This is a genomic window from Cyanothece sp. BG0011 (assembly GCF_003013815.1).
Lineage (GTDB): Bacteria > Cyanobacteriota > Cyanobacteriia > Cyanobacteriales > Microcystaceae > Crocosphaera.
Genome location: NZ_PRLH01000153.1, coordinates 14,786 through 29,410, shown reverse-complemented (window position 1 = coordinate 29,410; position 14,625 = coordinate 14,786). Strand labels below are relative to the sequence as shown.

At 38.1% G+C, this 14,625-nt stretch carries 12 protein-coding genes; 8 read left to right on the top strand and 4 right to left on the bottom strand.

Translation table 11 applies throughout. From position 1 onward, the window contains the following. Both C4E06_RS20215 and C4E06_RS20210 read left to right on the top strand, forming a co-directional pair. Positions 1–5,176: RHS repeat-associated core domain-containing protein (locus tag C4E06_RS20215; RefSeq protein ID WP_232826317.1), on the top strand; the 5,176-nt coding region annotated here is incomplete at its 5' end. Between the two features lie 8 nt (positions 5,177–5,184). Continuing rightward, positions 5,185–6,144, top strand: coding sequence for a hypothetical protein (locus tag C4E06_RS20210; RefSeq protein ID WP_107670147.1), 960 nt, complete (start codon positions 5,185–5,187; stop codon positions 6,142–6,144). Between the two features lie 531 nt (positions 6,145–6,675). On the opposite strand, the gene C4E06_RS20200 is transcribed toward C4E06_RS20210, so the two are convergent. Further along, positions 6,676–6,999 (bottom strand): transposase, encoded by a 324-nt coding sequence (locus C4E06_RS20200; protein ID WP_107670145.1) that lies wholly within the window; start codon positions 6,997–6,999, stop codon positions 6,676–6,678. Between the two features lie 110 nt (positions 7,000–7,109). Then, the gene (locus tag C4E06_RS20195) at positions 7,110–7,475 is read right to left on the bottom strand and encodes a transposase (RefSeq protein WP_107670143.1); all 366 of its coding nucleotides are present in this window, start codon (positions 7,473–7,475) and stop codon (positions 7,110–7,112) included. A gap of 327 nt (positions 7,476–7,802) precedes the next feature. Here C4E06_RS20195 and C4E06_RS20190 point away from each other — a divergent pair, with 327 nt between their 5' ends. Then, positions 7,803–8,234 carry a hypothetical protein gene (locus C4E06_RS20190; RefSeq protein WP_107670157.1) on the top strand — a complete coding sequence of 144 codons (432 nt, stop codon included), beginning with the start codon at positions 7,803–7,805 and terminating at the stop codon, positions 8,232–8,234. 105 nt (positions 8,235–8,339) lie between these two features. Here the strand turns inward: C4E06_RS20190 and C4E06_RS20185 are convergent, their stop codons facing one another. Further along, positions 8,340–8,753 (bottom strand): ATP/GTP-binding protein, encoded by a 414-nt coding sequence (locus tag C4E06_RS20185; protein ID WP_198648876.1) that lies wholly within the window; start codon positions 8,751–8,753, stop codon positions 8,340–8,342. Between the two features lie 588 nt (positions 8,754–9,341). Here C4E06_RS20185 and C4E06_RS28260 point away from each other — a divergent pair. The 4 genes from C4E06_RS28260 to C4E06_RS20170 are packed head-to-tail and all read left to right on the top strand — an operon-like array spanning position 9,342 to position 12,308. Beyond that, entirely contained in the window at positions 9,342–10,127 is a 786-nt protein-coding gene (locus tag C4E06_RS28260; RefSeq protein WP_198648875.1) for a hypothetical protein, read from the top strand. After that, positions 10,072–10,785, top strand: a complete 714-nt coding sequence (locus C4E06_RS28255) for a hypothetical protein (RefSeq protein WP_198648874.1) — start codon at positions 10,072–10,074, stop codon at positions 10,783–10,785. The genes C4E06_RS28260 and C4E06_RS28255 overlap by 56 nt, the downstream gene beginning before the upstream one ends. Positions 10,786–10,796: 11 nt before the next feature. Then, on the top strand, positions 10,797–11,855 hold the full coding sequence (locus C4E06_RS20175) for a hypothetical protein (RefSeq protein WP_107670155.1): 1,059 nt from the start codon (positions 10,797–10,799) through the stop codon (positions 11,853–11,855). A 3-nt stretch (positions 11,856–11,858) separates the two neighbouring features. Beyond that, on the top strand, positions 11,859–12,308 hold the full coding sequence (locus C4E06_RS20170) for a M67 family metallopeptidase (RefSeq protein ID WP_107670142.1): 450 nt from the start codon (positions 11,859–11,861) through the stop codon (positions 12,306–12,308). Positions 12,309–12,545: 237 nt separating this feature from the next. On the opposite strand, the gene C4E06_RS27410 is transcribed toward C4E06_RS20170, so the two are convergent. Then, on the bottom strand, positions 12,546–12,710 hold the full coding sequence (locus C4E06_RS27410; protein ID WP_157951190.1) for a hypothetical protein: 165 nt from the start codon (positions 12,708–12,710) through the stop codon (positions 12,546–12,548). Positions 12,711–12,846: 136 nt separating this feature from the next. On the opposite strand from C4E06_RS27410, the gene C4E06_RS20165 reads away from it, so the two are divergent. Next, entirely contained in the window at positions 12,847–14,625 is a 1,779-nt protein-coding gene (locus tag C4E06_RS20165; RefSeq protein ID WP_107670140.1) for an ABC transporter ATP-binding protein, read from the top strand.

The window sequence follows — 14,625 nt, the reverse complement described above, 5'->3', positions numbered from 1 at the left end:
CATTCCTTATCGCTACGATATCAAGGGATCTGACCCCGATGGAGAACCCTTAACCTATAGCTTAACCCAAGCTCCAGAGGGCATGGAAATCGACGAATTAGGGCGTATTACCTGGACTCCTGGCGCAACCAATTTAGGGGTGAACCCTGTGGAAATTACCGTTACCGATAGTCGTGGAGGAACCGTTACCCAAACCTTTGAGATTACCGTTGCGGCTGATAGTCAAGCCCCAGAAATCATTCTTAACTTTGACCGCGATCGCGCTAACATTGGCGATACCGTAACATTCCAAGTCTTGGCAAGGGATAATGTAGCCGTCGATGAGTTGCGATTAACCTTTAACAGCCAAAATATTGCCTTAGATGGCAATGGACGTGCTACCGTAATCCTAGAAAGTGCAGGAACCTTTGAAGCGATCGCTACTACTACGGATAATGCAGGTAATACCACTTCAGAATCAATTACCATTACAGCGATCAATCCCAGTGATGTGAATGCACCCATAGTCAGTATTACCTCTTTAAGTGATGGAGATGTCATTACAGCACTGACTGATATTATTGGTACAGTTACGGATGATAATCTGACTTCTTATCGTTTAGAAATTGCCCCGGTTGGTAGTAATAACTTCACCGAAATTGCCAGGGGAACTAACTCTATAACCGATGATTTATTAGGAGAATTTGACCCGTCAACCTTACTCAACGATAGTTATATTTTACGTTTGATCGCAGAAGATGCGGGCGGAAATATATCCATTGACCAAGTTAATGTGAGTGTCGAAGGAGAATTAAAAATCGGTAACTATCAACTCTCTTTTACTGATTTAACCATTCCAGTCACGGGTATTCCGATTATTGTGACTCGTACCTATGATAGTCACAATGCTCAGGATATTGATGATTTTGGCTATGGTTGGCGTATGGAATTACGGGATACAGACTTACGTACCAGTGTCGCCAAAACGGGATTTGAAGATTCCTTAATTTACAACCCCTTCTTTGATGGTGCCAAAGTTTATGTTACGCTTCCTGGAGGACAACGAGAAGCCTTTACCTTTAAACCCCAACTAGCACCAGGATTAAAAGGTGGATTTTTAGGCATTTGGCAACCCAAATTTGTCGCTGATGCTGGGGAAACAAGCGAATTAACTGTACAAAATTTTGACCTATTTAGAACCAAGTCAGGGGAATATCTAGGATTTGCCTCTAGTTTAGGTTACAATCCCAGTAATCCAGCCTTTGGCGGAACTTATATCTTAACCACCAAAGAAGGCATTCGCTATGAAATTGACGGGAATACGGGAGATACCAGAACCGTCAGAGATAGAAATGGCAATCAATTAACCTTTACTGATGGGGGTGTCTTTAGTTCTACAGGACAAAAGATTACCTTTGAAAGAGATGCTAAAAGAAGAATTACTGCTGTTATTGATCCCAATGGTAATCGTATTGAATACGGCTATGATAATAATGGAGACTTAACAACAGTAACTGACCGAGAAGAAAATGTTACCCGCTTTGTTTATGATGATGTCTTTGAACATTATCTAGAAGAAGTCATCGATCCTTTAGGTCGTACTGGTGCCAGAAGTGAGTATGATGAAAAACGTCGTTTGACTAAGATTATTGATGCTGATGATCAAGAAGTTCAATTAATTCATGATCCTAATAACTTTGTTCAAACTGTTAAGGATCAATTAGGCAACGAAACCATCTACGAATATGATCCAAGGGGGAACGTTGTCACTGAAATTGATGCGAGGGGTGGAGTCATTGCTCGTACTTATGATGAGCAGAATAATATGCTCACCGAAACCGACGCACTAGGGAATACGACCACCTTTACTTATGATAATCGTGCCAATGTTCTCACCGAAACCGACGCACTAGGAAATCTTACTCGTTACACTTATAACTCCTTTGGAGATGTCTTAACCACCACTGATCCTCTGGGTAATACCGTCACCAATACTTATGATCGTAACGGCAATTTAACCTCAATATCTGGTTATAGTAACGGGACGACAAGCTTAAACTATGATGCTAGTGGTAATTTAACGTCTTACAATGATGGTACTGGTACAATTACGTTTGAATACGATGGATCTGGTAATATTACTCGTCAAGTAGATGCAGAAGGCAATGCAACCACTTATACCTACGATGGAAAGGGTAATCAATTAACCGAAACCAAAACAATGACTACTTCTGATGGTGAGGTTACCTTAGTTACCACCATGGAATATGATTCCGAAGACAGGGTAATTAAACTCACTGATCCAGAGGGCGGTATTAATGAAACCATCTACGATGCAGCAGGGAATAAGATTGAAGACATTGATCCTAATGGTCGTTCCACGAAATATGTCTACAATAACCTAGGGGAACTAATCGAAACCATCTATGCTGATAGTACCCCAGATGATGACACTGATAACCCTCGCACCCGCACTGAATACGATGCCAAAGGTCAAGTCATTGCTGAAATTGATGAATTAGGACGCAAAACCCAATTTGTTTATGATTCAGTGGGCAACCTGATTGCAACGATTTACCCTGATAGTACCCCAGATGATGATACCGATAACCCTCGCACCCGCACTGAATATGATTTAATTGGACGCGCCGTTGCAGGAATTGACGAACGAGGCAATATTACACGATTTGTTTATGATAAAACAGGTCGCGTAACAACCACTATCTTACCTGATGAGACGACCGATGATGATAGCGATAACCCCAGAATTCTAACAACCTATGATGCTAGTGGTCGCCGAATATCTGAAACCGATCCTCTCGGCCAAATTACTCGATTTTTCTATGATGATTTAGGCCGTTTAATCAGTAAAGGATTTGCCGATGGAACCACTATCACCTCAGAATACGATGAATCAGGCCAGTTAATTGCTGAAACGAATCAAGTGGGTCAGACGACTCGTTATGAATATGATAAGTTAGGACTATTGACAGCACTTATCGATGCACTAAATAACCGTACTGAATATACCTACGATGAACTGGGTAACTTAATTGCTCAAAAGGATGCCAACGGCAATATCACCCGATTTGAGTATGATGGTTTAAATCGTCGTATTACCACAGAATTACCGCTAGGACAACGTTTCACTAGCACTTACGATCCAGTGGGTAATCTCTTGAGTACCACAGACTTTAATGGGGAAACCATTACTTACGAATACGATGAACGCGATCGCCTCATTGCTAAAAACTTCCCCGATCTCACAGATACCACCATGACCTATACTTTGAATGGGTTACGGGCCAGTGTTACCGATAAACGGGGAACCACTACCTATCAATACGATGACCGCGATCGCCTCATTTCTCGTATCGATCCCGACGGAACAGAAATTCTCTACACCTATGATGAGGACCGAAACCGCACTGCTGTCACTATTCCCTCTGGAACCACAACTTACACTTATGATGCTCAAAATCGTATTAAAACGGTAACAGATGACGAAAATGGGGTCACAACCTACACTTACAATGCAGCCAGTTATCTCATTCAAACCAACTTCCCCAATGGTACGATAGAACGTCGAGAATATGATGAGCTTAACCGCTTAATTTACATTGAAACCGAAGATAGTAATGGTACTGTTATCAGCAGTTTCCGCTATACGAGAGATGAAACTGGACATCGTACCGCAGTTGAAGAACAAGACGGACGAAGGGTTGAATATGAATATGATGATCTCTATCGTTTAACCCAGGAAACCATCTTTGAAGCAGGTGCAACTGAAGCGAGTCGGACGATTGAATATACTTATGATGATGTGGGTAATCGTCTCAGTCGGGTTGATTCTGGGGATGGAACCACTATCTACACCTATAATAAGAATGACCGTCTCTTAACGGAAGATAAGGACGGAGTTGAAACGACTTACACCTACGACAATAACGGCAATACTATTTCTAAGACAACAGGAACCGAAACCGTTACATACAACTGGGATGTAGAAGATCGTCTCATTGCCTCAGATACGGATGGAGATGGTGTCAATGATCTAGAAAATCAATACGATGTGGATGGGGTTCGGGTTGCTCAAACCGTTAATGGGGAAGAAACACGTTTCTTAATTGATACGAACCGTCCCTATGCTCAAGTATTAGAAGAATATACCGATGGTGGCATTATTAAGGTTTCCTACGTTTATGGTCATGATCTAATTTCCCAAGAACGCAATAATGCACAATCTTTCTATCACGTAGATGGGTTAGGAAGTACCAGAGCATTGAGCGATGAAAGTGGCGTTGTTACAGATAGCTACATTTATGACGCTTTTGGTCAAGTTCTTACACAGATAGGAGATACGGAGAATTCCTATTTATTTACTGGTGAACAGTTTGATAATGAACTTAGTCAATACTATTTACGAGCAAGATATTATGAACCGTCCACTGGCCGCTTTACCCAAAGGGATACTTGGATGGGAGATCGGGGTCGACCGATCACTCTCAATAAGTATCTATATGGGGATGCCAACCCAGTCAATAGAATTGATCCTTCTGGACATTTCACTCTCATTGAACTCAATGTATCTGCTAATATTCGGTCAACACTAAGTAGTCTGGCAACTCGTGGTCAGTTCTTATTTAGAGTTCTTGATACTGTTGAAGCCGTTTCAGGATTCTTCGATCTGATCAATGCAATCAGAGTAGTTATGGGACAGGGAACCTCTATTACACTGCACTCACCAAACTATTTTCAACGCCCACCTGGTGTTAATTTCCGAGAGGCACTTGAGAGTGCAAGCTATAATTTCCCTAGAGCTATTGGAACTGGCCTTGGCAATTGGTCGAAGGGTTATGCAACAACCAAACAGAAACATGGAGCCAACTCTCTTAAAGCTTTCTTATTGTATATGCCACTCACCGTTGCTGGATTACCGGCTGTTGCTGTTCCAACACCAGCGAAAGTCAAGTTTGGTAAAGTGAAGGTACCTATTAATTTAGTGTTTGGTAGTAATAATCCTAATGCATTGGGTCAGTTGTTTGGTATCGGTATAAATATGGCGAGCAAAAGACAACTGGTAAGAATGGATTACCATACATTTAATACAGGACATGGTGGAGCTGTAGGTGTGAGACCTAACGAAATCTCTGTTATACGTGATGGAAGTTTCCATTATCATGTCTTAAAGTGGTAGAGAGAAAAATGTCTATAGTGAATATTAATGAACTCTCCAAAACCCTGATTGATAGATATTGGTCTGAGTTTAGGGCAGGTAAAACCTGGAACTACTATTCTTGGAAGCCCAAGTATCTTCAACGTGATACTTGGGCTTCCCAAGAAAAATGGTTGTCCGTTTCCAAAGAATGTATTGAAGCTAATACTAATGTTGTCCAAGCATTAGAAGTTCTTCTTGACTTAGAGTACGAGAATTATATAGAAAAAGCTCAAGAAATAGTAAGAGATTGGTACAATAGTGGGGCATATGATTCCTACTATTATTTTGATATTATTGCCAAATTTCCTCAAGATCATCCGATTAGGAAAGATATTTTATCTATAGACAAATTTGAAGATATATATAGTGAAAATTCTGAAGTATCTATGGCTAGGAAAGCATTAATTTTTGGTAAAGATGAAAGTTTTATTGAGTCTTCAAGTGAATACGTCAACCAATTGCTTGCTCAGCCTTTTTTAAATATAGAGATTATAGAGAGTCGTATTATACCGATTCTTCTTGACTTTGGGGATTTATCAAAAGAGTATTTATCAATAGAACGTCTAGATCAATTAAAGTATATTTGCCTTGAATATTTTGAAAAGGATAAAGATATCATTGACCGATTTTTGAATGGCAAACCATTGGAGGAAAACACAAGAAATATATGGGTTGGGGATGATTTAGCTTATTGGGCTTGGACTTTGGGTTGGGATGATGTATTGTCTATTCTTGATTCAGAAGACATTTATTGGTCGGCTATTTTTAGCGATTTTTGGGATGATTACGATAATAACAATCTCTTAATCTGGAGTTTGCAAAAAGATGATCCACTGATCCAAAATAGAGCTATTTGGGTAATGAATACTCATGAATTATATAAACTTGATGGGGCTATTGCATGGTCAAGATTAGCTGTCGGTTGGGGTTCAATACTAGGAAGTTGAAAATTGGGGAAATCGGGGAAAATTTCATACACAGTTTTCATGTCGTTAAATTTTAAATAATAAGAAAAAAGGGTCAAGTCGAGAAAAAAGCTTGACGTTTGGAGAGCAGAGATTGACCAAAAGTATGATGAACCCATTGAGATAAATCATCAGCACGAATAGTAGTTAACTCTTGTCACCCCGTCAAGAGATGTTTCCTAATGATTAATCCCTAAAAAATTTCCCCAAGAATAACTACTCTTGGGGCTAATCGCTCATAACTGTTCCCCTTCTTTTTCAACTTTCTCATACAATGCTTCTAATATCCATTGATGTCGTGATGGGGATGGCCGTCTACTCGCTACCAACTGATCAATCTCTTCTAATAGCGGTTTTCAATTGAGTGGCTCATAATAACAGCAGTGGGTGAACCAGCCAATTATGTCGTCATCAGTGACTAAATCAATAGCCTCACTGATAGCTTGATTGAGGTCACTATAGTTTCTTGATTCAACACTTCTTAAGTATTCTTTAACTTTTGACCAACAGTTTTCAATCTTGTTTAAAATCAGGAGAATAAGGAGATAAAAACACCACTTTTGCTCCTACTGATTCAATCAGTTCTTTGACTTTTGTTGCTTTATGAGCCGGTAAATTATCCATGACCACACAAGCACCTGGCCAGAGTTTTGGCAGTAGCACCTCTTTAAGATAAACTAGAAAAGCCTCTTTATTTGTCCACCCTTCAAAGGTAAAAGGCGCAAGGAAACCATTCAAAGCGATCGCCCCAATTAAAGTAACATTTTTCCCACGATTATTGGGACATTTACCATAAGCTCGTTTTCCTTTTTTTGCCCTAGCAAAATGACGAGTCATCGCTATGTTAACCCCAGTTTCATCAATAAAAACGTGCGTCAGAAAGTTTGACCTCTCCAATCGTTGTCCAATATTCTCGTCTCAAATTTTGAACCCTATCTGTGTGAGCTTCATCCGCATGAAGTGTTTTTTTTTCGAGTCGAATTTAATTTTTGAAGGAGACGGCACATGGTGGGAATGCTAACCTGGATTCCTGTTTTTTCTTTGAGGCGATCGCTTAATTCCTGGAGAGTAGCATCATTATCTTCTTCAACTAATTTATTCACAATATTAAGTTGTTCCGAATCAATTAAAGGTCTTTTTCCGCCACCATGAGGTAACGGCTCTATACTATTTGTAGCCTCATAACGTCGGAGGAGACGATTAACAAAACTATAGCTTACCTGAAAACGATCTGCTAATTGTCTCGTTGATTCATTGGTATTATTTCTGGTTTCTATAATTTTAGTACGAATGTCTCTTGAATAAGGCTTCATTTTAAGTTCAAACTAATATTTTCTAGTTTTCCTTACTTTAATCTATTCAATTGAAAACCGCTATGATAAAGTGAGTAATAGGGCTGTGTTTAATAATATTTTCATGACTTTCTTCTTTTAGATTTCTATGTTGAAATTTATTGAGGTTACTTTAAAAACATACCCTTTTCGAGTCTCAAAATTACTATTTGTCCTTTTACCCAAATTAGCTAATTATACTTACTTATTAAGGAGTTTAGTAAAATCAATGGTATATATATGGTTAAGATAATTGTATGGCTTTTCATTGTTCTTTTTGCGACCTTGTTTATAGGGTTTGAACCAGCAATGGCAGCCAAAAAAGAAAAAACAGAGTTAGTTACTCCTGCCGTTTTAGTTTGTTTTTCTGGAGGGAAAGAAATTGTCAGAAAAACTATAGTTGACGGTCCTTTTGCCGATGAATATAAATTCGCCCATGAAGTAAAGGTGAGAGATGAAACAGGAGAACATAATCTTAATTTTTCAGGAGGATTATGTATTATTGATCGGGGGGTAACTAAGGTCAAAGAACAGTTAAATTTAAGTGATAAACTTAGTTGTTATTCAGGGGCAAACTTAGTAGTTGTCTTTGAGATATACGGTCGAGAAAGCACAGTAGATGAATATCTTGAAGGAAGAACTTTTTTAGCAAAAACTAGCGGAAATTCTTTTAATTCTGATGTTCTTCATCAATATTTATTGTTCGGTGGAGGAGCTTGTTTAGGACAAGAAGTAAATTAATTTTAGAGAAAAGTTACAACAAAAGTGAATACTGATGAAGACTTAGACTCTTTTGATTATATAAAATTAAAAATAATTTGACTTTTATTGTACATCATACTATTTCTACCGTACCTCAATTTTTTGATTAATAGCAGTAGAAATCTCATCATAATCAGATTTGACTGCTCTAAGTTTTCCATATTTATTATCAAGTCTAAATAGCTTACTAACTGATTTATCTTCTGTATCTTCTAATGCTTCTTGAAAAGCACAAGTACAGTCCCGACTATGGGTAGTTGCAAAAATTTGTACATTAAATTCTTGTGCTATTTTTATTAGCAAACGCCACATATTAGTTTGTGCTGTGTAATGTAATCCTCTTTCTATTTCGTCAATTAATAATACTCCATTTTCAAGAATAACTGCTTTGATAACAAGTCCAAAGATTTTTTTCATTCCTTCTCCCATGCTACTCAAAGGAATGGGTTGATTTTTTCCTTTGATTTTAAGTCTTATCTGTTTAGTATATTGACTCAAGGTTATGCTTCGATTTAGAAAGAATCAGAATTGTTTATCATTAGTATTATATTTTTAGTAGATAGTTTAGTGTTTTTCCCACCTTTCGGTTGCAGTAAATTGTTAAAATCTGTGTTGCTCGGGTTTAATTTTGTGATACTTAGTTGGTTTAAACTATCTATCTTTCATAATGCTTAGATTTCTAACAGTTTATTGAATTTTCACTACAGGTTGATCATTAGTGCAATAATTAAAAATGTAAAGTTTTAATACATTATTCAATTTTAGGTCAATCATTACAAAATTATTTGACACACTAAAATTAATAGGTTTAGAAGAACCTAAGTGTAGTCAAGTGTTAAGGTAAATAGCCTATGTGGATTGTTGATTACTGTTGTTGAAGATGATTAGCTTTTGTTGTTTTTTACGAATAAAACTACTTGAATAATTTTATCCGCTCAGAATTTAATAACAACGTTTTTGTTTGGATTGGAGGGATTATTTTGATTTTAGTGGTTACACTAAGTTGAATTACTGAAGGATACATAGTCTTGTTGTTTAGAAAAATAGCTCCTCCAACCCATGACTTAGAAAACATGGAGGAAGTCTATGATTACCAGAAGAATAAATCTAGATGTTGCTAGTGTTGAACATCCTCTGATTAATAGGATGTTTGGTGAAGATTTGATAATTGATTTTGACTCTTCTTATCATCCTATTCCTGAATGGAGAAATATTCCTGTTGGATATGATATGATTATCCAGTTCCGTGATGATCTTCTCAGTCGTTACTTACGGAGGAATATCGCACTAGGACGAGGTGAATATTTTGTTGACTATTCACCTGAGTCATTAGAGCCTTCTACAATTAATGTCATTAATGATTTAACACCTCAAGGTGAGACTACACCAGTTTTCATTCAAGGAACGGGAATTTACTTTCATGAAATTGCCTTTGAACCTTACCAGATAAAATTTCAACTCCAACAAGGAACCGTCAAACCGAACCTGGGTACAGAAGGACAAGTGGTGGTTGAATGGGATTTAAACTCACTGATTGTGTTCCGTGAAACTTCTGACAGCGTAGAGTTTCGGAGAAGGCAAGAAGATAGCAGAATCACGATAGAACCAGTTACTCAAGAGATAAAGTTTGCCACCAATTCCCTACGGGTAACCGCTGAACTAACCCTTGAATCTGAGATAGAAAAATACTATGTATGGGGATCTTTAAACTTTAGGGATAGCACGTTTTCCCTCGAACAAGACGAACCACTAGCACTAACCTATTTTGGTTTTTTTGATAGACACTTTAAATTCAGCATTATCAAGCAAAATTGTAGTGACTCCGCGAGTTGTCATCCCTGGATATTATGCTGGTCGGCAAGTCAAAGTTGATCTCGGTCGTATGTTTAGTTATCGCGTCGTAACAAAGGGAAATAAACCCAGAAATAAAATCTTACATATCTGCTTAAGTTTTGACCGTGAAGTAGATGTAACCAATCTCGATTTAGTGCGTCCCTTTTCTGAAGAGGATAATTACGCTATTTACCAACATGAAACCTTGGTGCTGAAGATATTACGGGCAAAATGGAATTTGCTTTTTGAGCGAGACCGAGAAATATTAATTGATACAGAACTACCTCTGATTCGAGAGAGGCGAGAAGTGAGTGGGAGGGGAAGATTTCGTCTCAAATTCCAACAACTGCGTCAGGCCGATTTTGCGACTACCTTAAGGAGACCCGACTTTATAAGAATTCTCATCATTGCTGAGAATGAACTTTTGCAAGCTTGGGATGAATTTGATCGTGAGTTAGATGTAAATGATTTAGGTGTCGTTCCTAAAGGAGAAGAAGCTTTAGGTATTATGTATTTTCCATTTCGTCAACCTCCCACTGACCCCAGTAATATTAACCAATTTATTAATCGATTATTTACCAATTTGCTCAGGCAGATGTATACACCCTTTCATGGACGAGATATTTCTCGTCTAACTCGTATAAATGGTTATCTGTCCAAACCTCTTCAAGCAATCTTTATTACAGGAAATTTATAAAGGTGATCAATATGCCAAGTCAAACTTTTGAAACACTTTTTGGACATTTTCAGTCTAGCCCCCAAGACCCTTTAACTGGTATGGGACAATCGACAAAAAAAAATTTTAATGCGTTCAATGTTCAGATTAGTTGTTTATTAGATCATGTCAATTTTCTTGAGAAGGTTGATCAACAAGATCCTACCTTGAAATCTCAATTCTCTCGCAAAACATTTAAACAAGACGTTATTTCTGTATTTAATCAATTGGAAGATAACATAAGAACGCTTAGCCAAAGTGCTGTCCCTATTCTCAAGGCAATGAGGCACTCAAACAGTCTTGAAATAGGATTTGAGCAATTACGAGACGGACTACGGCAAACTGGCTCGGTTCAGTTCTTGGAATTGATGCAAGAGACTTTTGAGCAACAGCCCATCTTAGGGCAAGTGAATCAACTGGTCAGTTCTGAAAATCTTCAACAGTTATTTCAGAAGATAAAGAATAGTCAAATTCAAAGCTTCCTTGATGTTCAAGATGAGAAGTTGCATTTTAATATTCAGAAAGATCAAAATGAGGAATTTTTTGTTCAATTACCTGATAAGAATCAACAGAAAATATCACTTAATCAATTAATACATCGAGATGATGTTGACGAGATATTAAATGCTTTTCTTCAAGGAGAGATAATCAACGCCTTTGTCATCTCTCAAGAGACTCAAAAGCCAGACACTATAACCATTGATGATATCCTGGTTGACCTAGGGTTGATTCCATCTCATGTATTGCATGAGCGTGTTCGTGAGCTAGAAGATGTCGGTTTGCCAGTCTATCAAGGAAATGATGGGGGATTAAGTGCATTAGCGATCACTGGATTAATTATTGTTGGCGTTGGTATTGCGGCAGCACTCGTCGGTGCAGCTTTACTGATAGCCTGTAATACCACCGGTAATGACGATCTGTGTCGCTACGGTTTATGGACATTAACTCTTGGTCTGGCGACAGCAGCCACTGGTCTGTTTTTTTTGTCTTGTGCCTATGGTGGATGTGCCATAGTTGCTGAGCTTGCTGTGGAGGCTTTTAAGAGAATTTGAAAGATGATTTTTTATGATTTGTTGTGGCTTCCTGAACACATTGTTAACGACTTGAGGTTCTGTTTTCAGAAAACCTCTTTAGTTGGTAGTGAGTGTTGCGGTCTGATTCTGGGTAGCTATCAAAAATATATTGCTCATGCGCAACAGCTTGTCCCTGTTCATAATGTGCATCAACAGAAAAATAGCTTTATGCTACCGCTACATACCTATCGTCAAGCCAAGTATATAAGCAAAAAGTGTAATTGGGATATTATCGGAATCTATCATAGTCATCCAAATGGTAAGCCCTATCCGAGTCCTATGGATGTTCGTGGCATAGAAAACTCCGACTACCCTTGGCTTATACTAGCACCTGCTTGGGATAAACAAGCTAGACCCGAATTAGTTGCATTTCAGCAAGGTACAATGAAGCCGATCACCATTCAATGTCAAGGGGAATGCAAATATAACTGAGGGACATTTAACGGTGCACGGATCAGCGATCCCACACTTTTTTGCTTAGCTCAAAATTCTTGAAATAAAGTAAAATCTCCCTATTTTGGGAGATTTTTGTCAAGATTCTGAGAAAAATTTTAGTAAAACTCACATCTTGCACCAAGAAAAGTTGATATGAGAAGCGATGCCTGAAATCCTTATCTGATGGGGTTTGGCACGAGTTCTCTTTTTAAAATAGAGAACAATAATCAAGAACTAATAAAAACCGAACGCACTCTTTATTTTACTCCACCCTATGGCCGGGTTTTTCATCATCAGGATATAAATTGTTTCATACCATTGATTGAGACTCATTTGATTCATATTTCCATAGGGAGGAAAAGCAGCATATTTTAAAAATTCATCAAATCTTATGTGCATCCAAGAAACTCCATGACCAGGAGTCTGTAGGAGATCGCTCTGGAGATATCCCTGTAAGGAGGAAAGGAATGATCTAAATTTAAACTCATTAAAATAAGGGAAAGAAAAAGAGGAAGTTGTTTCAATTAAGATTTTAATGCAATTAACAGACTTGAGGTACTATCAAAGTAAACGTCCCCTGAAAACCCTGTTTTATCTGTATAAGCAAGACTGGAGAAATTTAGGATTATCATTACTGTTATATTTGGTGAAACATAGTCCTGAATGGCTCAGACCTTTAATAATAGCCAATGTGATTGATATTATTTCTAGTCCTTCAACTCATTCAATCGAAGAACTGTGGCTCAATGGAGGGTTATTGGGTTTAACCATTGTTCAAAACATTCCCACTCATTACTGGCATATTCGCTTAATGAGTGTAGCGACGCGCAAGATGGAATGGAATTTACGTAATGCTTTAGCTCAACGATTACAAGAACTGTCGATCAGTTTCTATCATCGCAATAGTACAGGGGCTTTACAAGCGAAGTTACTCAAAGATGTAGAAGCCATCGAAACATTAACTCGTCAATTATTTCAATTATTACCCTCAACAATATTAACGATTATAATAGCTGTGTGGGTCACGGCAGTCCGTGCGCCAGTGTTTCTCTGGTTTTTTGGGGCAACAGTCCCTATAGCAGTCTGTTTGATTCGTTTTCTGAAAAAGCCTTTACGAAAAAGAAATCAAAAACTTAGAGAACAAGGAGAATCTCTTTCAGCTTATTTAGTAGAGATGCTCAAGTTAATCCCATTAACTCGCGCTCATGGAGCAGAACCCATAGAAATAGAACGCACTCAAGAGGAATTAACCAGACTACAAAATGCCTCACTCAAAGTAGATTCTATCAACGCCATTGCCAATGCTTCAGCTTGGGTAATCCTAAGACTATTCGGCTGTTTATGTCTTGTCGTCGCCGCGTTTTGTGCCTATCAGGGGATTGGAGGTATTACCGTTGGTAGTGTTATTCTGCTGACAGGTTATTTTGATTCTTTGACTAATTCGGTGGTTCAAATTTTGAATGTATTGCCTCAAATGAGTAAGGGGTTTGAGGCAATACATTCAGTGGGGGAAATTTTAGAATGTTCTGAAGTTGAAAACAATGATTATAAATTAGAAATCAAAAATATCGAGGGGAAGTTTTCTTTTCAAGGAGTCGGTTTTACCTATCCGGAGGCTAATCAACCAGCCTTAACCGATTTTTGTTTAGAGGTAGAACCAGGAGAAACTATTGCTTTAGCTGGTTCATCAGGCGCCGGAAAATCTACATTACTCAATTTAATCATTGGATTTATGGAGCCTAATTGTGGTCGTATTTTATTAGACAACAAGGATTTGTCTAGGATTGATTTACGTAGCTATCGCCGTTTTATCTCTATCGTTTCTCAAGAAACTGTTTTATTTCAAGGCACAGTTCGAGAAAATATACTATACGGAACTAAAAGAGTGAGTCACGCTGACTTATGGCAAGCTATTATCGATGCTCATGCCCTAGAATTTATTGAACGTTTACCTCAAGGAATTGAAACACTCATCGGAGAAAATGGGGTAAAACTGTCTGGAGGACAGCGACAGCGATTAGCCATTGCTCGTGCTTTATTACGTCAACCTCGTATTCTTATTCTTGATGAAGCGACATCATCCCTTGATTCAGAATCTGAATATTTAATTCAAGATGCCTTAAGTCGTTTAATGTATCAAAGAACGACATTTGTTGTGGCTCATCGTTTATCAACTATTCGCCAAGCCGATCAGATCATTGTCTTAGAAAAAGGTAAGATCGTAGAAATAGGCAATTATCACCAGTTAGTGGCAGTTGGAGGTGTGTTTTTTCGACTCCATACTTTTCAGACGGGTTTAACCAGTTCCTTCTAG